The organism is Mesorhizobium sp. M0830 (assembly GCF_040319965.1).
In the GTDB taxonomy this organism is placed as follows: domain Bacteria; phylum Pseudomonadota; class Alphaproteobacteria; order Rhizobiales; family Rhizobiaceae; genus Mesorhizobium.
In genome coordinates this window covers 12028-33518 of the sequence record NZ_JAMYOR010000070.1, presented here as the reverse complement: position 1 = coordinate 33518, position 21491 = coordinate 12028, and the positions used below count along the sequence as shown (strand labels likewise).

Annotated in this window: 22 protein-coding genes, 1 tRNA gene and 2 pseudogenes; 11 read left to right on the top strand and 14 right to left on the bottom strand. The window is 60.0% G+C overall.

The window, feature by feature from the left end; genetic code table 11:
- Nucleotides 1–1378, bottom strand: a pseudogene (locus tag NKI20_RS28935) (DUF5801 repeats-in-toxin domain-containing protein); the annotation flags it as partial.
- A 333-nt stretch (nt 1379–1711) separates the two neighbouring features.
- Between NKI20_RS28935 and NKI20_RS28930 the strand changes: the two are divergent.
- Both NKI20_RS28930 and NKI20_RS28925 read left to right on the top strand, forming a co-directional pair.
- Nucleotides 1712–1904: pseudogene (locus NKI20_RS28930) on the top strand (ATP-binding protein); the annotation flags it as partial.
- A gap of 471 nt (nt 1905–2375) precedes the next feature.
- Nucleotides 2376–4466 carry a DUF5801 repeats-in-toxin domain-containing protein gene (locus NKI20_RS28925; protein WP_352836890.1) on the top strand — a complete coding sequence of 697 codons (2091 nt, stop codon included), beginning with the start codon at nt 2376–2378 and terminating at the stop codon, nt 4464–4466.
- A gap of 305 nt (nt 4467–4771) precedes the next feature.
- On the opposite strand, the gene NKI20_RS28920 is transcribed toward NKI20_RS28925, so the two are convergent.
- The 3 genes from NKI20_RS28920 to NKI20_RS28910 all read right to left on the bottom strand — a co-directional run bounded on the left by NKI20_RS28920 (nt 4772) and on the right by NKI20_RS28910 (nt 6390).
- Nucleotides 4772–5410, bottom strand: coding sequence for a response regulator transcription factor (locus NKI20_RS28920; protein ID WP_352836887.1), 639 nt, complete (start codon nt 5408–5410; stop codon nt 4772–4774).
- A gap of 125 nt (nt 5411–5535) precedes the next feature.
- Entirely contained in the window at nt 5536–5685 is a 150-nt protein-coding gene (locus NKI20_RS28915; protein ID WP_352836885.1) for a hypothetical protein, read from the bottom strand.
- Between the two features lie 36 nt (nt 5686–5721).
- Nucleotides 5722–6390: an ArsR/SmtB family transcription factor gene (locus NKI20_RS28910; protein WP_352836882.1), complete on the bottom strand. Its 669-nt coding sequence runs from the start codon at nt 6388–6390 to the stop codon at nt 5722–5724.
- 70 nt (nt 6391–6460) lie between these two features.
- Between NKI20_RS28910 and NKI20_RS28905 the strand changes: the two genes are divergently transcribed.
- Together NKI20_RS28905 and NKI20_RS28900 are read left to right on the top strand one after the other, a co-directional pair.
- On the top strand, nt 6461–7201 hold the full coding sequence (locus tag NKI20_RS28905) for an MBL fold metallo-hydrolase (RefSeq protein WP_352836880.1): 741 nt from the start codon (nt 6461–6463) through the stop codon (nt 7199–7201).
- Between the two features lie 78 nt (nt 7202–7279).
- Nucleotides 7280–8482, top strand: a complete 1203-nt coding sequence (locus tag NKI20_RS28900; protein ID WP_502898171.1) for an MFS transporter — start codon at nt 7280–7282, stop codon at nt 8480–8482.
- On the opposite strand, the gene NKI20_RS28895 is transcribed toward NKI20_RS28900, so the two are convergent.
- Complete coding sequence (locus NKI20_RS28895; RefSeq protein WP_352836875.1) at nt 8459–8713, bottom strand: GDCCVxC domain-containing (seleno)protein; 255 nt, start codon at nt 8711–8713, stop codon at nt 8459–8461. The genes NKI20_RS28900 and NKI20_RS28895 overlap by 24 nt on opposite strands.
- 178 nt (nt 8714–8891) lie before the next feature.
- Nucleotides 8892–8968 (bottom strand) — tRNA-Met (locus tag NKI20_RS28890).
- 239 nt (nt 8969–9207) lie between these two features.
- Between NKI20_RS28890 and NKI20_RS28885 the strand changes: the two genes are divergently transcribed.
- Complete coding sequence (locus NKI20_RS28885; protein WP_352836872.1) at nt 9208–10173, top strand: Gfo/Idh/MocA family protein; 966 nt, start codon at nt 9208–9210, stop codon at nt 10171–10173.
- Nucleotides 10174–10298: 125 nt separating this feature from the next.
- Complete coding sequence (locus NKI20_RS28880) at nt 10299–10679, top strand: hypothetical protein (RefSeq protein WP_352836869.1); 381 nt, start codon at nt 10299–10301, stop codon at nt 10677–10679.
- 108 nt (nt 10680–10787) lie between these two features.
- Here the strand turns inward: NKI20_RS28880 and mnmA are convergent, their stop codons facing one another.
- Entirely contained in the window at nt 10788–11978 is a 1191-nt protein-coding gene (gene mnmA, locus NKI20_RS28875) for a tRNA 2-thiouridine(34) synthase MnmA (protein WP_352836867.1), read from the bottom strand.
- Between the two features lie 309 nt (nt 11979–12287).
- On the opposite strand from mnmA, the gene sciP reads away from it, so the two are divergent.
- The gene (gene sciP, locus NKI20_RS28870; RefSeq protein ID WP_013529904.1) at nt 12288–12563 is read left to right on the top strand and encodes a CtrA inhibitor SciP; all 276 of its coding nucleotides are present in this window, start codon (nt 12288–12290) and stop codon (nt 12561–12563) included.
- Nucleotides 12564–12761: 198 nt separating this feature from the next.
- Here the strand turns inward: sciP and NKI20_RS28865 are convergent, their stop codons facing one another.
- Together NKI20_RS28865 and NKI20_RS28860 are read right to left on the bottom strand one after the other, a co-directional pair.
- Nucleotides 12762–13166 (bottom strand): hypothetical protein, encoded by a 405-nt coding sequence (locus NKI20_RS28865; protein ID WP_352836864.1) that lies wholly within the window; start codon nt 13164–13166, stop codon nt 12762–12764.
- A 251-nt stretch (nt 13167–13417) separates the two neighbouring features.
- Nucleotides 13418–14344: an NADP-dependent oxidoreductase gene (locus tag NKI20_RS28860; protein ID WP_352836860.1), complete on the bottom strand. Its 927-nt coding sequence runs from the start codon at nt 14342–14344 to the stop codon at nt 13418–13420.
- Between the two features lie 90 nt (nt 14345–14434).
- On the opposite strand from NKI20_RS28860, the gene NKI20_RS28855 reads away from it, so the two are divergent.
- The gene (locus NKI20_RS28855) at nt 14435–14833 is read left to right on the top strand and encodes a winged helix-turn-helix transcriptional regulator (RefSeq protein WP_352836857.1); all 399 of its coding nucleotides are present in this window, start codon (nt 14435–14437) and stop codon (nt 14831–14833) included.
- Nucleotides 14834–14937: 104 nt separating this feature from the next.
- Here NKI20_RS28855 and NKI20_RS28850 read toward each other — a convergent pair whose 3' ends face one another.
- The gene (locus NKI20_RS28850) at nt 14938–15315 is read right to left on the bottom strand and encodes a flagellar export protein FliJ (protein WP_023760632.1); all 378 of its coding nucleotides are present in this window, start codon (nt 15313–15315) and stop codon (nt 14938–14940) included.
- A gap of 451 nt (nt 15316–15766) precedes the next feature.
- Here NKI20_RS28850 and ctrA point away from each other — a divergent pair, with 451 nt between their 5' ends.
- On the top strand, nt 15767–16462 hold the full coding sequence (gene ctrA, locus NKI20_RS28845) for a response regulator transcription factor CtrA (RefSeq protein ID WP_006203583.1): 696 nt from the start codon (nt 15767–15769) through the stop codon (nt 16460–16462).
- Nucleotides 16463–16567: 105 nt separating this feature from the next.
- On the opposite strand, the gene NKI20_RS28840 is transcribed toward ctrA, so the two are convergent.
- Nucleotides 16568–16972, bottom strand: a complete 405-nt coding sequence (locus tag NKI20_RS28840; RefSeq protein WP_023760633.1) for a response regulator — start codon at nt 16970–16972, stop codon at nt 16568–16570.
- Between the two features lie 238 nt (nt 16973–17210).
- Nucleotides 17211–17840 (bottom strand): histidine phosphotransferase ChpT, encoded by a 630-nt coding sequence (gene chpT / locus NKI20_RS28835; RefSeq protein WP_023760634.1) that lies wholly within the window; start codon nt 17838–17840, stop codon nt 17211–17213.
- A gap of 411 nt (nt 17841–18251) precedes the next feature.
- Between chpT and NKI20_RS28830 the strand changes: the two genes are divergently transcribed.
- Together NKI20_RS28830 and NKI20_RS28825 are read left to right on the top strand one after the other, a co-directional pair.
- Nucleotides 18252–18788 (top strand): DUF1134 domain-containing protein, encoded by a 537-nt coding sequence (locus NKI20_RS28830; RefSeq protein WP_352603636.1) that lies wholly within the window; start codon nt 18252–18254, stop codon nt 18786–18788.
- Nucleotides 18789–19035: 247 nt separating this feature from the next.
- The gene (locus NKI20_RS28825) at nt 19036–20166 is read left to right on the top strand and encodes a coiled-coil domain-containing protein (RefSeq protein ID WP_023760636.1); all 1131 of its coding nucleotides are present in this window, start codon (nt 19036–19038) and stop codon (nt 20164–20166) included.
- A 2-nt stretch (nt 20167–20168) separates the two neighbouring features.
- On the opposite strand, the gene NKI20_RS28820 is transcribed toward NKI20_RS28825, so the two are convergent.
- A complete protein-coding gene (locus NKI20_RS28820; protein ID WP_352836852.1) occupies nt 20169–20972 on the bottom strand; it encodes a TrmH family RNA methyltransferase in 804 nt (267 codons plus the stop codon).
- Between the two features lie 164 nt (nt 20973–21136).
- The gene (locus tag NKI20_RS28815; RefSeq protein ID WP_023760638.1) at nt 21137–21481 is read right to left on the bottom strand and encodes an ArsR/SmtB family transcription factor; all 345 of its coding nucleotides are present in this window, start codon (nt 21479–21481) and stop codon (nt 21137–21139) included.
- Nucleotides 21482–21491 lie beyond the last annotated feature (10 nt).

Here is a 21491-nt window from a genome sequence, read left to right as displayed (position 1 = left end):
CGCCGTCGGCGCCGTAGGCCGGGCTGAAGTTGGCGGCGAAGCTCTGCGTGTCGTTGGTCGCAAGAACCGTCTCGTCGACGGTCAGAACCGGCTCCGTGCCGGTCGTCGAAATGCTCGGCCCGTCGTCATCGAAGTTGATGAGGGAGCCGACCTCTTCGTTGGCGGCATTGGTTGTTTCACCACCAAAGTGGATCTCCTTGACGTCGAAAAAGTCTTTCTCGGTATCGACGTTCTTGATGGTGAAGCGATCAAAGGTTCCGCCAACCCCGCCTGCGGTCGTAAAATCGACCGTCACGCCCTCGCCGACATCGTAAAGGATTAGTCCAGTGCCACTGAAGTCAACCGTGATGCCCAGGGCTGCGGCCGTTGTGTCGACGCCGTTCAGTTTGAAGGTCACTCCGGTGATGTCGATCGCCGTATCGTTGTCATCACTGGGGAACGCAGCGCCTTCCACGTTGTCGTCATTGTTATAGGCGTGGATTTCGATGTCGGCGACGGTGCCGGTCGGGGTGGACTGCGAGACCGAAAAACCCGCGCTGGAGATGGTCTCGATGTGATCGGTGTAGTCAGGCGCTATTGGCGAGTCGGTAAAGTCCTTGCCCGCGCTCTGGGTGCCGCCGTTGATCAGGTCGATCTGAAGCTCACGGCCAAAGCGCACGTCTTGGGATGCGACACCGAAGCCTTGCGTGCTGATGTTGACTTCAGATTGCACGCCATTGTCATGCGCCGTGACGAGAATCTTCTGCGTGCTCGCTGTGTCGGCGTCGAGGATATACCAGTCGTTGTGTCCAGAAGGGGCGTCACTAAGCTGGCTGAAGTTGACCACGGTCGTCCCTGTGACCGAGGCGTACACTTTACCGGTCAGATCGATTTGGTCGTCCGGGTTGGTCGTAATCGGATGGTGCAACGGCACATACTCGACCGTATATAGGTCAAAATGACCGGTGGTGCTGGTGGTGATCAACGCGAACGAGAAGGCGAGCGGCCCGGTCTCAGCGGGCTCAGCGGCCGGGTCAGCGGTACCAATGACGCCGATCACGACATTTGGATGAGTTTGGTCCTGGAACAGCCAGACATAATTGCCATCGACCGTCTGAATGCCGCTGTTCACGCCGACGGTGGTGGAATACGGGGTCCCGGAGGAGTTTTGGGTGAGAACGACCGAGGTGATGGTTTCCCCCGCGCTCGCCGAGGCCACCACGAAGTCGGCCTGGAAGGCGACCTCCGGTGAGGTCAGCCCGCCCGGACCGTCGAGACTTAGGAGATATGACAGCGTGGGGTCGGCATTATACGGCGGAAGCGACGGGTTAACATCATCGTCCTGAAGACCAACGGTTTCGTCGATGATGATGTCTTGGGCTATGATGTCGAGTGCCATGGAGGTTCTCCTTGGTTGAAAAACGCTTCAAGAAAAGGGAACCAGCTCCCGGATGCCGGAAATGCACCTACCCCAGTGCATACGGTCGCGTGATGGATTTCGTCCCCATGCCTCAGTGTGCCGCCTACGCAGAGGGCGCGTCCATTCCCGCTTCGGTAGTATTGGGGTCAATGGCCGTACCTGATCGAACGATATATATCCTTCGATAGTTCAGCCGGCGCAGGCGCTGCGGCGGGTATCACGGCCGATGCCATGACGCGGCTTTCCGGCTCGTTGCCGGCCTCATTTCGATGCCAGTTGAAAGTGCCGGTGTCAGAGGAGGCCCGTTTTAGACAATTGCTCTTCTACCTCATCAGCAGGCTCTACGAGCGGACTCGATCATCGTCACCACCAATCTGGCCTTCGGCGAATGGCCGGCCGTGTTCGGCGACGCCAAGATGACGACAGCGCTGCTCGATCGTCTCACGCACTGTGTGAGATCATCGAGACTGGCAACGAGACCGGGCGCTTCAAGGACCGAGCCTGATCAACCCAACACGGCCGGCAGATGGTCAAAACTGCGACTCGACCCTGTCCGGTCCGAGGGGCGCACTCCAATCGGGGGTCAGTTTTGCAAGGCGTTTGACACGAGCGGTTTGCTCCGACGCAAGCATTCACTACGGCGCTTTTCCGCGAGGTCAATATTCCCAGTTATACTGACGACAGCGATCTATCGAAAACGATATATATCGTTCGATATAGGTCATAATACTATCAGACGGAAAGTTGACTTGCCATCCTTAGGCTGCGCCAAGTGGGCCCTTGAGCAGCTAGGGTCTGTTAGCATTTTAGCATTCAGGTGATGCGGGGCTGGTAATCGCAGTTTTCTGCGCTTCCGGAACTTGCGCACATTAAGGCGTGCTCCGTTCCGGTTCTCGAAATCCACTTTTCGGCGCGGCCCGACCTGAAACCCAACAGACCCTGGAACCAGCTCGATCAACAAATGGAGGAGCAGGTTATGGCCACCATTACCAACACAAATCTCGTTCTCGACGAGCAAATCGGGGTACAGACCGAGGATACCGATAATGATATCACCCTGAGCGCGACGCTGCTCGCCCATCTCGCCAATGATCTTGGCGTCGAAATCAGTGATACCGACCCCGCGACAGGCTTCCCGCAGGTGGCCGTCAACACCGCCCTCCTTGACACAACCGGAGCGGACGATCTGGCGCTGTTGATCCCCGCTGACGGCACGACGAGCGGCCTCTTTACCGTCGACGGTACGGAAATCTTCCTCTACAACGAAGGCGGCATCATTTACGGGCGCGAGGCTGTGAATGGTGTCGCTGACCCCACGGGCGACCTGGCGTTCGCGGTCGCGCTTGACCTGAGCGACGGCGTGTCGTCGGCGAAGGTTTACCTCATCCAGTACGAACCGCTGCAACACAACGATAATTCTCTCGTTGACGAAAGCGACATCCTGTCTTTTGTCGAGGGCAAGATCACACTGGATGTAACGACCACCGAATTCGTAACGACGTTTCAGACACTCGACTTTGCGTCGATCCCGTCAGGCAGCCCGCAGGAGACGCTCACGGTTGCGACAGCAGATCCCAATGACAACCACAGCGCCAAGTTTGATGGACTCATCTTCCCGAGCGGGCCGGTGCCCGATCCGACGGCAGTCCCAACCAACTCCGGAACCAATGATGATCTGAACCCCGACGCCATCGGCTTCGGTGTGAAAGGCGGCCAAGCCTCTCAGATGAATCAAAATGAGGGCTTCTTCGTTCAAGACGCGGCCTGGACTTCCGGTAGTCCGGATGCGAACGAGATCGGCGGCATCAGGTTCGACATCCAGGGCGTCGGCGGCGTGAAGAGCGTTAACATCGAGTGGTGGACTGTCGACAATGGGGCAATAATTGAGCACGGCACTGACAACGTAAGCTTACCTGCTGGCAGCGCCGTCTTTGATAATTATACCATCGAAACGGCGGATGCGGATGGCGTCGATCAAATCTACGTCCGATTTACCTACGACACGAAGCAAAGCACCTCCGGCGTTCGCGTTGAGAACCTCGAAGTCAAGTTCCCATCATCGACCGAGGTGACAGTCCACAACCACGAGGATCTCGGAACGCACCTCGTGTTCGAGGACGCCGGGCCGACGTTCACCGGCATCGTTGGTGATGCCACGGCATTCCAGGTCGGATTGGCGGCCGGTCAACACGACGATGGGACGTTCACCCTTACTCCCGGAGCCGACGGCTCACACGTCACCATCACCGGTTACACCGATCTCGGTGGCGCTGACATCACGGAGACCCTCACCAACGGCGGAACCACGCTGACATACCACGACGTAGCCACCAATCAGGACCTCTACCAACTGAACGTGACGGACTCGGGGTACACCTTCGACGTGCTCTTCACACCGCACGGTGAGCAGTCCAACCTCGACTTTAATGCGGTCAAGTCGGGCGGTCCCCAGGAGACCTTGACGGTACCCACGGTGGACAACACCGGCAGCATCGTCTTTGACGGTCTGATCTTCGGCACTACGCCCGCGCCGGACGCGGCCGAGGGAGCCTTTGCGCCGTTCAACACTGCTCCACTGGGAGGCCCGACCGTTGCGGCTGACGACCTTAACCCCGATGCAGTTGGATTCGGGGTGAAAGGCGGTCAGGCGTCGCAGATCAATAACAACGAGGGCTTCACCTTCTCTACTGCGGACGGGTCCGACATCAACAATCTAACCTTTGCGGTCGCAGGAATTGGAAACATCGACAAAATCACAGTAGAATCGTGGCTTTACGACGATGGCGGTAATCTGATCGATCACAATACCGACAACGTTGCTGGCTTGCGCTCGGGTAATCAGACCGTAACCATCAACGACGATGGTGGCCAAGCCTTCGACACGGCCTACGTTCAGTTCCACATCACCGGCGCCAACGCGGGTGTTCGCATCCTCGACTTTTCGACGAGCATCGAGGCTCCGGTTCCCGATCAGTCGTTCGATTTCACGCTGGCAAACACCGACCTCGACGGGGATGCTGTTACGCAACAACTGCACATCGACGCAAGCCAGACCTTCATTGTTTAATGGCGTCCTCGTAGCCTGCAAGAGCTTCAACGCCTGGCGATCCGGTCCCCCAAGGGGGACCGGTCGTTCAAGACACAAAGGCCCTGGATTAAAACCAGGTAACGCGCAATGCGGCGTCGCGTTTGACCGAGAGCAGGCTGTCGCAATCGTCGAGAACGGAGGCGCCGATCACGATGTTCCTATCGAAGGCATGCGCAAGGCTGGGCTGCCGGCTCGCACAATTGGATCATTTTGGCCCCGGCTTTGGGACACAGCGCGGGACGCTGCGGCGGTATCACGGCCGATGCCGTCAGGCGGTGCTGGTTTCAGAGGAGGCCCGTTCCTGGACGCTCAGTGCCTTTGCCATGCGCCATCCATGCCAGCTCCGCCCGGCCGCCGAGGCGCAGCTTCTCGTAGACGTGGTGCAGGTGCATCTTCACCGTGCCTTCGGAAACGTGCAGCCGCTGGGCAATGGCCTTGTTGCGCAACCCGCGCGAGACGAGATCGGCGATTTCAGTCTCCCGTCCGGTCAGTCTGGACATCGGCTCGGGTTGCGTTTCCGGCATCAGCAGTTGCTGGACGATCTTGTTGTCGATCCATTTCTTGCCTGTCGCCACCGCGCTTACGCATTCGATGAGATAGCGGTGGCTGATGCCCTCCAGCACCAGGCCGTCGCTGTCGAGCGCCTGTATGTCCTTGATGTCGATCCTGCCGGCCGGCTGGACGATGAAGATGATGCCGAGAGCGCTGTTGCAGGCCTTCAGCCGGGCGGAAAGACCGGTTGTCTGCGGATCCGCCATATCCAGGCCGACGATGACGATGTCTGGCCGATGGCGCTCGACGTGAGGAACCACGTCGACAGGGCGGCGGCACTGGGCGACAACCTCATGTCCAGCCTTCTGCAACACCCACTCCAGACCGGCGAGATACACCCCCCGCGGGTCGGCCACAACCAAAGTCGACATACCAACACCGTCCGAAAAAACGCAATAAACTTGGTTAAGCACCCGTTAAAACCACGAAACCAGAGCTCATGCGTATTGTCAAGTAAACACTAATATAGTGACTGCTATAATAGCGACCGAGTCTTTCAGACCGGCTCGGGCGCGCCAGGCACGGGTAGAGGCCGCAGGCCTTTTTGCCGCCGCGCCTTACGCAGCATGTTTTCAACCTGAAACACGGCCTCCGCCGAATAGTCCTTCAGCTCAAGCAGCGGCGAATGCGGAATTGGCGGCGTCATGTTGTTCGTCCGAAAATATTTGGATGCAAGACCACTTCAGGCCGCGGCCTCGACTGGAAGGCCTGCAGCCTTCCATTCGGGATAGCCGTCCTCGAGCCGGTGAACGACATACCCTCGCATCCGCAATGCCGCGACGGCCTCGAACGACAGGACGCAATAGGGACCACGGCAGTAGGCGATGACCTCCCGGTTCGCGGGAAGCTCCGCCAGCCGGCGTTCGAGTTCAGCGAGCGGGATGTTGAGCGCCCCCGGGAGATGTCCAAGCGCAAATTCGTCCTCCGAGCGGACGTCGAGAACCGTGACAAGGCCGTCATGCAGCCTTGAGACAAGGTCTTCGCGCGACACGGGCTCCAGGGCGTCGCGCGCGTGGAAGTAGTCCGTCATGACGCGATTGATTTCGGCGACGTTTCGTTCGCCCACGCGCCCCAGGGCCTTCATCAATGCAACCATCTGGGCATCCCCGGCAAGACGATAAAGCACATGCTTGCCGTGCCGCTGCGCCTCGACAAGTCGCGCGCGCCGAAGAATTTGAAGGTGGCGCGAGGCGTTGGCGAAGTTGAGGCCAGCCCGTGCCGCAAGTCCCTCGACGCTGCGTTCACCCTGGGCGAGGTGCTCAAGCAATTCCAGCCGGTGTGCATGCCCGAGAGCTTGAGCCACTTCGGCAAGGCTGGCGAAAATCGCCTGTTTTGGCCCGATGCTTGACATGCGATCTTCTCAGTGAAACATTCAGCAGAATAATTGAATAATATCTCGGGCGAGGTGGGGCGCGCAAGTCATGATCCTCCGTCAATTCCTCCATTCCGATCCCGTTGCAGCATCTTACCTGTTCGGCTGCGGTGGAAAATCCGCCGCTGCGGTCGTCGATCCGGTCGGCGACATCGCGCCTTATCTCGAAGTTGCCGAGGCAACCGGCATGCGTATCCTCTACGTGGTCGACACGCACATTCATGCTGACCACATTTCCGCCGGGCGCTCACTCGCCGCCGCTTCGGGTGCGCAATACGTGCTCTTCGAAGGCGCGGAAGCCGGGTTCCCGTTCTTGCGTGCCAGGGACGGTGAGGTGCTCGAGCTCGGCAATGTGACCATGACCGTGATGCACACGCCCGGGCACACGCCGGAGCACATCTCGCTCCTGGTCACCGACAGGACGCGCGCGGCGGAGCCATGGTTCGTGCTGACAGGCCACACGCTCATGGTTGGCGACCTCGGGCGAACCGAACTGGCAACCAGCGCGGAGGCCGGCGCGCGGACGCTGTTTTCCAGCGTACGGCGCCTCAAGCAACTGCCGGATCACGTCGAGGTGCTGCCCGGCGCCTACTCCGGCTCGGTCTGCGGGCGCTCGCTCAGTGGCAAGCCGACATCGACGATCGGCTTCGAGAAGCGCTTCAACAAAGCGTTCCGCATCGAGGACGAGGACGCTTTCGTCGCCACGATGATCGCAGACATACCGCCCCCGCCGCCGCAAGCGGCGCGCAACCGCGCCGCTAATGCCGGCTTGGCTGCTGCTGCCGCCTGACCAATGAGCGTTTCACAGTCAGCAGGCTCGACCGTCAGACTTGGGCTTAGGGAAAACTGGCGACAGTTTGTTCTCCTCATGCTGGTGAATGCGTTTGTCGGCGGAATGGTCGGGATCGAGCGAACGGTCGTGCCGCTCATCGGGTCGGAAGTGTTCGGCATCACGTCGACGACACTCGTCGTCTCCTTCATCGTCAGCTTCGGCGTGGTCAAAGCGCTTGCCAATCTCGTCTCCGGCCAACTCGCCGACAGCTGGGGGCGCAAGCGCGTTCTCGTCCTCGGCTGGCTCGTCGGCTTGCCGGTTCCGTTCATGATCATCTGGGCTCCGAGCTGGGGATGGGTGATTGCGGCCAATGCGCTGCTCGGCATCAATCAGGGACTCGCCTGGTCGATGACGGTGGTCATGAAGGTCGATCTCGTCGGTCCGAAGTCGCGCGGCCTCGCCGTCGGACTCAATGAATTTGCCGGCTATCTCGCCGTCGGCGTGACGGCGTTCCTCACCGGCTATCTTGCTTCGCGATACGGTCTGCGACCGGTGCCCATCTATCTCGGGATCGGCTATGCCGTCGTCGGCACTGTGTTGTCGGTGCTGCTTATCCGCGACACACGCGACCACCTCAGGCTTGAGGTATCCGCTCACGCACGGCAATCCGCGCCGATCAGCTTCCGGGAGGTGTTTGCGCTGACCTCGTTCCGGAATCGCAATCTGTTCGCGGCTTCGCAAGCCGGCCTCGTCAACAACCTCAACGACGGCATGAGCTGGGGTATTTTCCCATTGTTCTTCGTGTCCTTCGGACTTGGCATCGAGCGCATCGGCATCCTGAAGGCGGTCTATCCCGCGACATGGGGAATCCTGCAGATCGTCACCGGCCCCTTGAGCGATCGCTGGGGTCGCAAGGGCCTGATCGTCGCTGGAATGTGGATCCAGGCCGGCGGCTTGTTTCTCACCGCGGCCACGAACCGGTTCGAATGGTGGCTTGTCGGCAGCCTTCTGCTCGGCCTTGGAACCGCAATGGTCTATCCAAGTCTGATCGCGGCCGTTTCCGACGCTTCGCATCCCAGCTGGCGCGCCCGCTCGCTCAGCGTCTACCGGTTCTGGCGCGATCTCGGCTACGCGATCGGGGCGCTCTCTGCAGGCCTCATCGCCGATCGCTTCGGCCTCTCATGGGCGATCACATCGATCGCCGCATTGACGTTTGTCTCTGGCGCGATCGTCGCCATCGTGATGCAGGAGGCAGCCAGGGGTTCCGGTCAACCGTCATCTTCCGGCGTCTCGGTTTGAATTTTGAAGTGGAGCGGGCGTTTGCCGGCGGCGATGGGCACGGCCATTCTCCTGACGCGGCGGGCATGGCAGATCGGCATATGAGCAGAAAACGCAGCAATCACCCGCCAAGGGCTTCAAGAGCACACTGCAGTTCTTGCATTCGTAAAAGTGAACGCAGGCGTCCGTCGGCATCGTTTCCACAGACTGATGCCCGCATTCTGGGCAAGTAAGGGTGCTCTCAAGCTTCATTGCCACCACTCCTGCGCATTGCGCTAAGCATATAGGAGATTAGGGCCGGATGCGAAAACGGCGCGGTCAAATTTCCAAACCGAGACACTACCCTTCAAGCAGGTGGTCGACCGGCGGCGAACTCATGGACTCGCTCACACTCGTGCCAGAAAATATGCAGATAGTCATGAGATTGTGATGGTAGCGGGAGAGGGACTTGAACCCCCGACCCCAGGATTATGATTCCCGTGCTCTAACCAACTGAGCTACCCCGCCAGGGCGGCGAAAGGCCCGAAATCCGCCTCAAATCGAAAGGCATGTCGGGGCGTTCGCCAAGGTCGCGCGGATATAAGGTTGGGAGGGCGAGCCTGTCAAGCTTCGAAACAACCGGCTTGCCGGCTTATCGTCATTATCGAAAAGCTTTGCCGCGCAGACATTTGGTTGCCGCCGCCGGGGTTGAGTTCGCAGGGGCACGTCGCTATGTCTCGGCCACGAGTTTTTAGAGTTTGAAACAGATGAAGCCGCGCATTGCAGTCCTTGGTTGCGGATACTGGGGCAGCAACCACATCCGCACCCTCAAGGCGCTCGGCGCGTTGCACGCGGTCTCCGACGCCAACCGGGCCCGTGCCGAAGGTTTTGCCAGCGAGCAGGATTGCCTGGCGGTCGAGCCGGACCAGCTGCTCGTCCGTGACGATATCGACGCCATCGTCATGGCACTGCCGCCGCAATTCCATGCCGATCTTGCCGTGCGCGCCGTCGAGAGCGGCAAGGACGTGCTGGTGGAAAAGCCGATCGCGCTGACGGTGCCGGATGCCGAACGTGCGGTGCAGGCGGCCAAGGACAATGGCCGCGTCTTCATGGTCGGCCATGTCCTGCGGTTCCATCCCGCCTTCGAAACGCTGAAAGGGCTGATCGACAAGGGCGAGCTCGGCGAAGTCCGCTACATCCACTCGCACCGGCTCGGCCTCGGCAAGTTCCACACCGAGAACGACGCGCTGTGGGACCTGGCGCCCCACGATTTGTCGATGATCCTGGCGATCACCGGCACCGAGCCGATCGAGGTGCGCGGCGAGGGGGCAGCACTGCTCGACAATCTCAGCGACTTCGCGCATCTGCACATGCGCTTTCCCAACGGCCTGCGCAGCCATCTCTTCACCTCGCGGCTCAATCCCTATCGCGAGCGGCGGCTGACCGTGGTCGGCACCAAGGCGATGGCGGTGTTCGACGATGTCGAGCCATGGGAACGCAAGCTTGCCGTCTACCGCCACGCGGTGTGGCAGGACAGCGGCCAATGGGCCTTCACCACCAATGAGCCGTCCTATGTCGCGGTTGGCCAGGGCATGCCGCTGACGCGCGAACTGGAGCATTTCATCCAGTGCATCGAGACCCGTGCCGAGCCGCGCACCAGCGGCGAGGAAGCGATCAGGGTGCTGCGCATCCTGACAGCGGGCACCGTCACCCACACCAAGTCCAGTTCCTAAGAAAAAGTGCTGCTCTAGGGTGAAGACTCAGTCAGATTGGCTGCCGCTGATGGCCGAGATGGGGTGGAAGCAGTCATTGAGTGCCGTCTCTGAGTGGGTTACGACCCCAACGAGGGAGCGTTCCAATGCTTAGGTGTGCACATCTGTTTGATTTGGCGCCGGTCGGCGATCAACAGGTGCTGGTTTGGGGCACGTCAGAGGATTTACGCAAGCTTGGCGACGTACTGAGGGCAGGCGTGACTTCACGAGTAGAACAAGTGCTCGGTGACGTCGAATCGCCGAGCCGCGTGTTCCTGATCGTCAGCGACGCGCCACGTGGCATGAGATTGGATCTCGGTCGACTCATCTGGGAGATCGCTCCATCTGACGCGATGACCTTCGCTCAACTTGTCGATGGGGTAGCAACAAGCGCGCGTGCTTGCCATCAATATCTAGACTGCGAAGCCGAAGACGGCATCGAAGTGAAAGTATCGGTCGGCGAGTATCCTGATGATTTTCGCCCTTGAGTATCCGTAAGTCCATCCCGATGGAATCGGGATGAAGCCTACCATGGTCTTATCCGGAAAATCGGTTCCGACTCTTCGCTACGCGAACCTTCGGTTCGGGATCATGGTCTATTCGGCGGGGACCTGCGCCGGCCTGGCGGCAAGCCGGGTCAGCATGGCCTCGGCCTCGGCGCCACGCTCCGAACGCTCGATGAAGCCGCCGCCGAACACGCGGGCCTCGTTGCCGTCGTCGGAATAGAGCACGCAGGCCTGTCCCGGCGCGATGCCGGACTCGCCGTCGACCAGTTCCACCCATGTGGCGCCGGCATGATGATGCAGCACGGCCGGGCGCGGCGGTCGCGTCGAGCGAACCTTGGCAAACAGCTCCAGGCCGGCGGCGGGGACCTCTGTGAGCGATCCGTCGCCAAGCCAGTTCATGTTGCGCAGATAGATCTTGTGCGTCTCCAGCGCCTCGCGCGGGCCGACGACGACGCGTGCGCGGTCGGCGTCGAGATGGACGACGTAAAGCGGCTCTCCGGAAGCAATGCCGATGCCGCGGCGCTGGCCGATCGTGTAGCGCAGGATGCCCTCATGGCGGCCGAGCACGCGGCCGTCGATATGGACGATGTCGCCCGGATTGGCGGCGGTCGGCTTCAGCTTGGCGATGATGTCGGAATACTTGCCCTGCGGCACGAAGCAGATGTCCTGGCTGTCCTGCTTGGCGGCAACCGTCAGCCCCATCTCCTCGGCAATGGCGCGAACCTGCGGCTTCGACAGGCCACCGAGGGGAAAGCGCAGGTAATCGATCTGCGCCTGCGTGGTGGCAAACAGGAAATAGCTCTGGTCACGGTCGGCGTCGACCGGCCGGTAGAGCGCGCGGTGGGCGCCGTTGGCGCCGGAGCGGATATAGTGGCCGGTGGCCAGCGCGTCGGCGCCAAGCTCCTTGGCGGTGGCCAGCAGGTCGGCGAACTTCACCGTCTGGTTGCAGGAAACGCACGGGATCGGTGTTTCGCCAGCGACATAGCTTTCGGCGAAGGGATCGATGACCGCCTTGCGGAAGCGCTCCTCGTAATCGAGCACATAATGAGGGATGCCGAGCGTCTCGGAGACGCGGCGGGCATCGTCGATGTCCTGCCCGGCGCAGCATGAGCCGGCCCGGTGCGTCGCCGCGCCATGGTCGTAAAGCTGCAAGGTGACGCCGACGACATCATAGCCTTCGCGCTTCAGCAGGCCTGCGACGACCGATGAATCGACACCGCCCGACATGGCGACGACGATGCGGTTGGTTTCGGGACGTCCGGGAAGATCGAGACTGTTCATGATGCTTTCGTTCTACGCGGCGTCTCAATGCCAATGTCGAGAATATAGGTCAAGCTTTGCCGGCGCGCCAGCGTGCGGGGCGATTCACCCGCTGCGATCGATCCGCGTGAGGGGATGCTTTTCCCCGGCGAACCATGATTTCTTCCCCGGCAAACCAGGGTTTGCCGGCAGATGGTTCAAATGCCGGCGAAAAGACTAACGCGGCGTTCATGATCCTTACCTAGTCATTAGGGTCTGCTTAGGCAATTTTTAAAGCTGTGGCGGTAACGTGGCGGGGATTGGGTCTTTGAGTTTTTTGTAGAGAGTACGATGACCGATCTGGTTAGACCGAGAGTCAAATATGTTATTGGGCCTGATGGCAGCCCTCTTACGATTGCCGATCTGCCGCCGACGAATACACGTCGCTGGGTTATCCGGCGTAAGGCGGAAGTGGTTGCGGCAGTGCGCGGCGGGCTCTTGAGCCTGGACGAGGCATGCCAACGCTACAAGCTCACCACCGAGGAATTCCTGTCCTGGCAGGCGTCGATCGACGAATATGGCCTTGCCGGGCTGCGCACGACGCGCATCCAGCAATACCGACATTAGCCAATTCGCTTAAGGAACGGCGATCGTGAGTTAAGGGGCGGCGCAACCGCTTCTTTTCGCCGTTCTCGATTTCTCGCTACATGGACGTGCTCGCCGACCTGCGGAGGGCGAGACGTGATCGCGCGCTTCTTCCTATCGCGCCATTCTTCTTAAAAGTGCGAGACGAAGGCCGCGCATGGCGATCGGGCATGGCGAAATCTACGTCACAAACGAGCCAAGAAAGTTGTCGACCAAATCCTCTTTCGTCTCCGAAAAAAGACTTTCGATGGTGAAGTCCATCTCTTTCTGCGCGATGATAGCGTCGATCTGTGCGGTTGGCAGGGGACTGGTGAATCGGCAACTCAGCGCGTGCTGTGTTCTTTGAACCAGATAACAGCTTACGAGTTCGGATTTATCATCGCCAAATTGCAGGTAAAAGTAATCCGGCCTGCCGGAAAAGCTGCCGACATACAGCGCCGCTCCACCCTCGGACAGGTCCAGCATACGGAAATTGGCGCTCTGTACCTCGCGCAAGCCATGTGACGGAAAGATGAGGCGAACAAGGAAATTGACGTTCCTTCGAACCCATCTGCGCTTTTCCTCGACGCCGCCAGAATGTTCCACGGGTTTTGTCCCAAGATCCAGGAGTCCAAGTATTCATCAGCACTTCGCTAGCTTGGATTAAAAACCTTAAGGACCGATAAGAGGTACTGCTCGAATTGGTTATTCTTGTATGACTTGGCGAGCGCGTATCCGCTTCTTCAACATCGCCGATCTCGCGTCACGATCGAGCGAGACGATCGCGCCGCGGGTGTTTCGCCACAAGGGGCGCGCCGACGCGCGCCCCTTGTTTTTTCGAAGCGAGCCCGTGGAACTCAGATCGACAGCACAACCTTGCCGATCGGCTTGGTCGCAAGGTGAGCGTGGGCAGCTGCTGCCTGGTCAAGCGGGAAGCTCTTCGCCACATGGACGGCGAGCTTGTTCGCATCGATCAAGCGAGCCAATTCCAGCAGGCCCTCCCTGTCGGGCACGACGGACATACGCTCGACCCGGATGTCGCGCACACTGGCCTGCGCTCTGGTGTCGTCGTTGACATCGAGCAATGACACCAGCACGCCGCCACGCTTGAGCACCTTGAGCGAGCGTTCGGCGTGGTCGCCGCACATTGGATCCAGCACCAGATCGATGTCGCGAACATGGTCGGTGAAATCGCCCTTGGTGTAATCGATGACCTCGTCGGCGCCGAGTTTGCGGACGAAGTCGAGTTTTTGCGGGCTGGCGGTGGCGATGACGTAAGCACCGCGCGCCTTGGCGATCTGCACCGCGAGGTGACCGACGCCGCCGGCTGCGGCGTGAACCAGCACGCGCTGGCCCGATTCCAGCCCGCCATGGCGGACCAGGCCCTGCCAGGCGGTGAGGCCCGCCAGCGGCAGGGCGCCTGCCTGGTTATGGTCGGCGCCCTTCGGCTTCAGCGCGATTTCATCGGCGGGCACAGCGGCCAGTTCGGCATAGGCCGCCGCCTGTTTGGGAAAGCGCGGCATGCCGAACACCTCGTCGCCGATCCGCAGGCCGCAAACTCCGGCGCCCAGTGCTTCAACAGTTCCCGAGATATCCCACCCCAGGATAAAGGGCGGCTCGCCGAGCAATGGGAAGTAGCCGGCTCGAACGGCACCATCGACCGGATTGATGCCGGCCGCCTTGACCCGGACCAGCACTTCGCCGGCCTTTGGCGTCGGATTGGGCTGGTCGGTGACGAAGAGAACGTCGGGTCCGCCGACGGAATTCTGGATAGCGGCGCGCATTGGGATATCTCCTGCTTGGTTGGCGTAACTATCATTTGGATAGTAATGGCTCCTTGTCTAGTATGTACCTTCATGATATATACGCATCCCATGGATAGTGATGACGACGGCAGTTTCGGCTATGATGCGTTCCGGCGAACGTGCCCATCGCACACAGTGCTGGAAATGCTGGCCAGCAAATGGGTCTATCTGGTGGTTTGCGCGCTGCGCAAAGGCCGGCTGCGCAACGGCGAGCTTGCGCGCAAGCTCGAAGGCATCACGCCGAAGATGCTGACGCAGACGCTGCGCGTTCTCGAGCGTGATGGACTGGTGCGGCGCGAGATATTCCCGGTCATCCCGCCGCGCGTCGAATATGAATTGACGGATCTCGGCCAGAACCTGGCGGGGCTGCTTACCCAGATCCGGTCATGGGCGGAGCAGCATGCACCGGACATCAAGGATGCGCGGGCAAAGGCAATTGCCGGAAGCGAAGGGGACTGGGCCGCCTAGGTGGCTTGCAGTACTCTTGGCAAGTTTCCCCGCCAAGGCCTGGAAGTCGAGATCCTGCGCCCCGCCAGGCGGCAAGCGCTAATGCAGAGGCCGGCAGGGCAGCTTCAGCCGATCATGGCACTGCGGCCGCCGATCTCGGCTTCTCGGACCTTGGTGTCGCGTGACTCGAGCATTTCCGCCTTGGAAAGCTCCGCTTCAGCTTCGCCGAGTAATGATTCGGCAGTGCTTCGCTGCTGAGCGAGGTCACTTTGCGAATTTCTGAGGTTGTCGCGGCGCAAACGCGCCGCCTTGGCGAAGGTCGGATAGGCGAAATGGTTGATGTCGGTGATGCCGGCCTTCTTTTCTTCAGCGGTGATCTGAAGCTCCAGCTCGACGGCCATGCGTTCGAACTCTGCGATCATCATGTCGAGTTGCAGCAGCTGCCGCCGCTTCTCATTCACCTGAAACTGTTTCAGCCGAACGAGGTTTTCACGTGACTTCATGATTCGGTACTCCCGGAAACGCACACCCGCATCTATCGTCCAAACCACCTGGAAGGGCCCAGGCCGCACCCGTGTCCACCACCTTTCCCCGAACTATGGGAAACAAAACCCTAAAGTTTTTTGCCGGCGGTAACCATTCGTTTACGGGCATTGTTAATCATACGGGTCAGGACTTAAGGCCGGGTAAAAATTCCGGCCGCCGATGCGAAGCGACGTCGATGAGTCCCTGGAGTCACTTAGTCCAGATTGTTGATGTGTTGCATTAGGAATTTGGTTCTGAGATTCGTTATTGGATTCAAGAGGGTGTAGAAAGAGGTTAAAAAATCTGGTACCGTCATGGACGGGAAATTAGGTTTTGTTAACCATTTAATGGCAGCCTCAGCACAAGGCAACCACTGCTCCGGGTCCGGACGGGTCGTGAAATGGTCCGGCAGCAGAAAAGGGGAATGAAATGCGTGTTCTGCTGATAGAAGATGACAGTGCAACCGCACAAAGCATCGAGCTGATGCTGAAATCGGAAAGTTTCAACGTCTACACGACCGATCTCGGTGAAGAGGGCGTCGATCTAGGCAAGCTCTACGATTACGACATCATCCTTCTCGATCTCAACCTGCCTGACATGTCGGGCTACGAGGTGTTGAGAACACTTCGCCTTTCCAAGGTAAAGACGCCTATCCTCATCCTCTCGGGCATGGCCGGTATCGAGGACAAGGTACGCGGCCTCGGCTTCGGCGCCGACGACTACATGACCAAGCCGTTCCATAAGGATGAACTGGTCGCCCGCATTCATGCTATCGTGCGGCGCTCCAAGGGGCACGCCCAGTCGGTCATCACCACAGGCGACCTGGTGGTCAATCTCGACGCCAAGACCGTCGAAGTCGGCGGCCAGCGCGTGCACCTGACCGGCAAGGAATACCAGATGCTGGAGCTGCTCTCGCTGCGCAAGGGTACGACGCTAACCAAGGAAATGTTCCTCAACCACCTTTATGGCGGTATGGACGAGCCTGAGCTGAAAATCATCGACGTCTTCATCTGCAAGCTGCGCAAAAAGCTCGATGCGGCATCCGGCGGCCAGAATTACATCGAGACGGTCTGGGGTCGCGGCTATGTGCTGCGCGAACCCGAGGACATCCGCGTCAGCGCCTGAGCGAAGAATACTTTCGAACTTATTCAATAAAAAACCCGGCTTTGCCGGGTTTTTGCGTGATTGGCTGACAAGCGTCTGATTTACGCAATTACAAGCTGAAAACCGTCACGCACTTTTCCTGGAAACGCTCACTGCGACCGAATCAGGCGCGATCCTCAGGGCGCGAAAACGCTCGAGCAATTGCGACCGGTTGAACGGCTTCAAAAGATAGCCCTGAGCTCCAGCGCGCTTGGCCCGCATGATCGAAGCGATATCGAGCTCGACCAGTGAAACCAGGATCTGCGGCTTTATCGGGCTCTCCATGGCACGCACGCGACGGATGAGATCGACCGCCGCTATGTCAGGCAAGGCGCCGTCGACTACGATGATATCGGGCATGTCGGCGGCGCACATCTCCAGCGCGTCAAGTCCGCTGGCGGCCTCGATAATAACCATTTCGGAGCCGCCCAGGATGCGCTTTGCAACCTTCCTGATGACGCTTGAATCGTCGACGAACATGCAGCGTTTCATATCCGGGTCCTCTCTGCCGTCTGGCCGTCCGGTAGCATCCGGGGCATCCAGACGCAGCATGGGCCAATCTGGTAAAGAAGCCGAAAAGGCGTTAGGTAAAGTTTTTGCAAAGATGGCGGCTGTTGGCTTTTATTCGCTAATGCTTCACTGCCGCCCTGGCAACCAAAAGCATTTCATGTCGTCGAGCCCGAAACTACAGATTTCTCTGGCAAAATACTTCGGTTTCTCGACGACGCTATCAGGCCGCCGAAAGCACGATCTCTTCCGGTGTCGCATGGATCGATATCGTCATGCCAGCTTCACGCGCCAGAAGCAGCGTGTAGTAGGGCTGCACGGAATGGGCGTCGATCGGTTCCTCCGGTTTATGACCGGAATGCAGCTCGAGGAATTTCGGCGGCACGCGCAACATCGGGCCGCTCGACGCAAGCGCGAAGCGCGGCTCGGTCTCGAGATTCTCCAGCGTCACGGAGAGCTTGCCGCCGCGCGGAATGGCGGCGTTGGCGACGAGGATCAGGTTGAGCAGCAGCTTGACCTTGTTCTTGGGCAGCAGCGCGCGGGTTCCGTTCCAGGTCAGTTCCGGTTTCTCGTTCTTGAGGAAGGCGATGGCGACCGCTTCGGCATCGCCGGTATCGATCAGCATGCCGGCCGAGCCGGCGGCACCGAAGGCGATGCGGGCGAACTGCAGGCGGGCCGAAGCGTTGCGGGCACTCTGACGGATCAACTTCATGGCGTCTTCGTCGGCACCGCCTTCGTCGAGCAGTTCGAGCCCGTTGTTGATTGCGCCGACCGGCGAAATGATGTCGTGGCAGACCCGGCTGCACAAAAGCGCTGCCAGGTCGGGTGCGGAAAGGGTGAACAGATCGGACATCGGCGAAAATCCCTGCAAAATTTTATAACTCACGGCCGAGCGATCGATCGTCGCCTGCCCGCACGAATCACGCTCTCTCCTCGGACTTTCTGAATACACAGCGCCCGTGCGTGCAGCAACAAATCCAAATTGTGGCTATGGCAAATGGCGTTCACACAGGCTGCCGACCCCACTTGAGCGACCCCAAACAGCCTTTGAACCGCCATGTTCATGTGGGAGCTTAATGGTTGAAAAAGGATTACGGCATAGTTTGCCCGTAACAGTTACCCCTAACGGCCGGCTAAAAGAGCCGTACGGGGTGCGAGGCGTCGGCGAAGGTGCTCCCTGACGGAGATTGGAAGCATGTTTTCCCGATTCTATGGCCGCAATTTTTTCCGCGTCCGCGACCGGACTCTTGTCCGTGTCATCTCAATGGCGATTGCGCTCATGGGCGTTCTCGTTTTCTCGACTTCGGCCCTGCGGGCCCAGGAATATACCGCTCAGGAGATTGTCGATTCCGGTCACAAGTTTTTCGGCGCGACATCGGGCGGGCTCGCCACGGTCATCGAGAAGATCTTTGCTTCCTACGGCCTGCCCAATGGTTATCTGCTGGGCGAAGAGGGCTCGGGCGCGCTGATCGGCGGCCTGACCTACGGCGAAGGCACGCTCTACACCAAGAATGCCGGCGATCACAAAGTATTCTGGCAAGGCCCGTCGCTAGGCTGGGATTTTGGCGGTGAAGGGTCGCGGGTGATGATGTTGGTCTACAATCTCGACGATGTGGGCAGTCTCTACAACCGCTATGGCGGTGTCGCCGGTTCGGCCTATGTGGTGGCGGGCGTCGGCTTCAACGTGCTGAAGAACAACAATGTGCTCCTGGTGCCGATCCGTACTGGCGTCGGTGCCCGGCTCGGCATCAATCTCGGCTATCTGAAGCTTACCGAGCGCGCTACCTGGAATCCCTTCTGAGCCTATTCTTTGGCTTATGGATGTCGTTCTCCCAAAACCGGGGCCGCTTTCGGCGACATGCGTAAAACTGGCAACGTTGCGGCAAACCCTTGCCGCAACGCTGGATTTCCGCCATGTCAACGTGGCACAGTCAAAAGCGCTCGATGCGCTTTTGCTTTATCTTGTTGCATGTCGGTTCCCAAAACCGGTTCCCACGTTTGGGCGACATGCATTGGTTTGATGGTTGCCGTCCACAACGGGTAGTCACTTGGTCCAGTCGGTCCTGTTCTTCGTCCTCGGCTTTCTCTGCGCCGGCTTTCTGGCGCTTATGGTGGCTCCGGCCATATGGCGTCGCGCCGTCACCCTGACGCGAAAACGTATCGAAGCCTCGATCCCTCTGACGCAAACCGAAATCCAGGCGGACAAGGATCGCATCCGCGCCGAGTACGCCATGTCGACACGCCGCCTCGAAATCATCGCCAAGACGTTGCGCGAGAAGGCAGCTGAACAACTCGTGGAGATCAATCGCGGTCGCGAGGCCCTGAAGGGGCTGGCGGTCGAGCGCATGGACAAGAACCAGGCGCTGACCGAGCTCGGCGCCAAGAACGAGGCGTTGCATCAGCGCGAGAGCGAGTTGCAGCAGCTTTCGGAGCGACTCAAGGAAACCGAACGCAAGCTGGAAAAACGCGCGCTCGAGCTGGAAAAACTGGAGCAGATGTATGACGACGCCAGTTTTTCCTCCAGCAGCCGGCAGATCGAGCTCGTCGCGCGCGAATCCGAAATGCAGAAACTCGCCAGCGACATTGCGCTGCTGCGCGGTCAGCGCAAGGAGGCGGACAGGCGCGGCCAGGAGATCGCGGCCGAAAGCAAGGCAGCACGCGAAGCGCTGAAAGCCGAGAAGAAAAGGACCGCTGAGCTCGACAAAAAGGTCGAACGGCTGCTGGCGACACTTGCCGACCGTGAGGACAAGCTTGACCGCCGCGAAAAGGAACTGGCGCGCATGCGCGAAAAATCGAAAGCCGAAGACAGCGAACCGGGCTTGCGGCTGGTCGGCAAGGCCGGCGAAACCGCCAAGAGCGACGACCTCGACAAAGCAATCGCCAAGCTTGACAGCGACCGGGAGCGCCTAGAGGCGAGGTTGACGGCGCTGGCGCTCGAGAACAAGCGTCTGAAGGCGGATCTCACGGCGCTGTCCGCGTCCAATCCCGCGGACGGCAGCTCCGCCCTGCGCGAGCAGATGAACGAACTCGCGGCGGAGGTCGTCTACCTGACGGCCAAGCTCGAGGGGCCTGGTTCGCCGATCGCCAAGGCCTTGGCGGCCCCTTCGGATGTACGCTCCGGCAACCGCAGTCTTGCCGACCGCGTGCGGGCGCTGCAGAAGGCTGACGCGACAAGTTGAAATCAGGTCTCTTTTGCCGAAAAATGATGCAGAGCGATGGCTGATGCGGCTGCGACATTCAGGCTGTCGAAACCTTCCGACATGGTGATCCGCACGGTGTGCAAGCGCGCGAGCAGGCTTTCCGGCAAGCCTTCGCCCTCAGTGCCAAGATAGAGCGCCAGGCGTTCGCTCCGTTGCGCATCGCGGATGTCGGTCTGTCCGCGCGGCGTCAGTGCGAATTGTTCGAAGTTTCGCCGGGCGAGCATTGCCGTGAAGCCGGCGGCATCGGTGAACGACGCGAAAGGGATCTTGAGCGCGGCGCCGACCGAAACGCGGATCGCCTTGCGGTAGAGCGGATCGCAGCATGTCTCATCCAGCAGTATGGCGTCGGCACCAAAGGCGGCGGCGTTGCGGAAGATCGAACCCATATTGTCATGATTGGCGATGCCGACGAGCACGACGACAAGCGCCTCGGTCGGCAGGGCATCCATCAGGGCCTCGGCAGACTGGGGCGTGCCCTTGCGGCCTATGGCCAGGATGCCCCGATGCATGTGAAATCCGGCGATTGCATCCATCACCGTGCCGGTGGCGACATAGACCGGAAGGTCGGCCGGCGCCTTGCGCAGGATGTCGCCGAGGCCGGCCAGCCGGTTCTCCAGAACCAGAACCGATTCGGCGCCAAAACGTCCGGCCGAGAGCAGCAGATCCAGCACCACCTTGCCTTCGGCGACGAAGCGTCCCTGCCGGCCGGCGAGATCGCGCTCACGGATGTCGAGATAGGCAGCGACGCGCGGATCTTGCGGGTCGTCGATGCGGATGGGATCCATGCGTTCCTCGCAGCCATCGGCCGGAAATCCGGACCGAGTTCCCTGCGCTAGCCTTTGGTTTGGAAAGCACGATGCGACAATTCGAGACGGTCAGCCAGCTCCATGCGCCCGGATGGGCGCAGGTTGCTCTGAAATCGCCGACGAGGTCAGCGGCTACAGCACGGTCAGGTTCCCGCACGGCGCAAACGGTGCGCCATCTGGGACAAGTCATCCTTGCCGCTGCCGAAAATGCCGTCCAGCATGACAAGCAGTTCGCGCACGGCGTCGGATTTGCAGGAATAATAAATCATCTGGCGGTCACGGCGGGTGTCGACGAGGTCGAGCGCGCGCAACTTGGCCAGATGCTGGGATAGTGCCGATTGACTGAGCATCACCTTCTCGGCGATGGCGCCGACCGACATTTCACCGTCGGCAAGATAGCTCATGATCAACAGCCGCTTCTCATTGCCCATCAGCATGAGAAATTCGGCCGCGGATTCCGCGTTGACGATTAGCTTTGTCGAGACCATTGGTGCCCCA

Coding starts and splice junctions, on each gene's coding strand:
- NKI20_RS28830 (WP_352603636.1), top strand. CDS start 18,252: ATGGCGATTGCGCTCATGGGCGTTCTCGTTTTCTCGACTTCGGCCCTG.
- NKI20_RS28895 (WP_352836875.1), bottom strand. CDS start 8,713: ATGAAGCTTGAGAGCACCCTTACTTGCCCAGAATGCGGGCATCAGTCT.
- NKI20_RS28850 (WP_023760632.1), bottom strand. CDS start 15,315: ATGAAGTCACGTGAAAACCTCGTTCGGCTGAAACAGTTTCAGGTGAAT.
- NKI20_RS28920 (WP_352836887.1), bottom strand. CDS start 5,410: ATGTCGACTTTGGTTGTGGCCGACCCGCGGGGGGTGTATCTCGCCGGT.
- mnmA (WP_352836867.1), bottom strand. CDS start 11,978: ATGAACAGTCTCGATCTTCCCGGACGTCCCGAAACCAACCGCATCGTC.
- NKI20_RS28820 (WP_352836852.1), bottom strand. CDS start 20,972: ATGGATCCCATCCGCATCGACGACCCGCAAGATCCGCGCGTCGCTGCC.
- NKI20_RS28925 (WP_352836890.1), top strand. CDS start 2,376: ATGGCCACCATTACCAACACAAATCTCGTTCTCGACGAGCAAATCGGG.
- NKI20_RS28910 (WP_352836882.1), bottom strand. CDS start 6,390: ATGTCAAGCATCGGGCCAAAACAGGCGATTTTCGCCAGCCTTGCCGAA.
- sciP (WP_013529904.1), top strand. CDS start 12,288: ATGACCGATCTGGTTAGACCGAGAGTCAAATATGTTATTGGGCCTGAT.
- NKI20_RS28815 (WP_023760638.1), bottom strand. CDS start 21,481: ATGGTCTCGACAAAGCTAATCGTCAACGCGGAATCCGCGGCCGAATTT.
- NKI20_RS28860 (WP_352836860.1), bottom strand. CDS start 14,344: ATGCGCGCCGCTATCCAGAATTCCGTCGGCGGACCCGACGTTCTCTTC.
- NKI20_RS28905 (WP_352836880.1), top strand. CDS start 6,461: ATGATCCTCCGTCAATTCCTCCATTCCGATCCCGTTGCAGCATCTTAC.
- NKI20_RS28885 (WP_352836872.1), top strand. CDS start 9,208: ATGAAGCCGCGCATTGCAGTCCTTGGTTGCGGATACTGGGGCAGCAAC.
- NKI20_RS28840 (WP_023760633.1), bottom strand. CDS start 16,972: ATGAAACGCTGCATGTTCGTCGACGATTCAAGCGTCATCAGGAAGGTT.
- ctrA (WP_006203583.1), top strand. CDS start 15,767: ATGCGTGTTCTGCTGATAGAAGATGACAGTGCAACCGCACAAAGCATC.
- NKI20_RS28855 (WP_352836857.1), top strand. CDS start 14,435: ATGGATAGTGATGACGACGGCAGTTTCGGCTATGATGCGTTCCGGCGA.
- NKI20_RS28915 (WP_352836885.1), bottom strand. CDS start 5,685: ATGACGCCGCCAATTCCGCATTCGCCGCTGCTTGAGCTGAAGGACTAT.
- NKI20_RS28900 (WP_502898171.1), top strand. CDS start 7,280: ATGCTGGTGAATGCGTTTGTCGGCGGAATGGTCGGGATCGAGCGAACG.
- NKI20_RS28880 (WP_352836869.1), top strand. CDS start 10,299: ATGCTTAGGTGTGCACATCTGTTTGATTTGGCGCCGGTCGGCGATCAA.
- chpT (WP_023760634.1), bottom strand. CDS start 17,840: ATGTCCGATCTGTTCACCCTTTCCGCACCCGACCTGGCAGCGCTTTTG.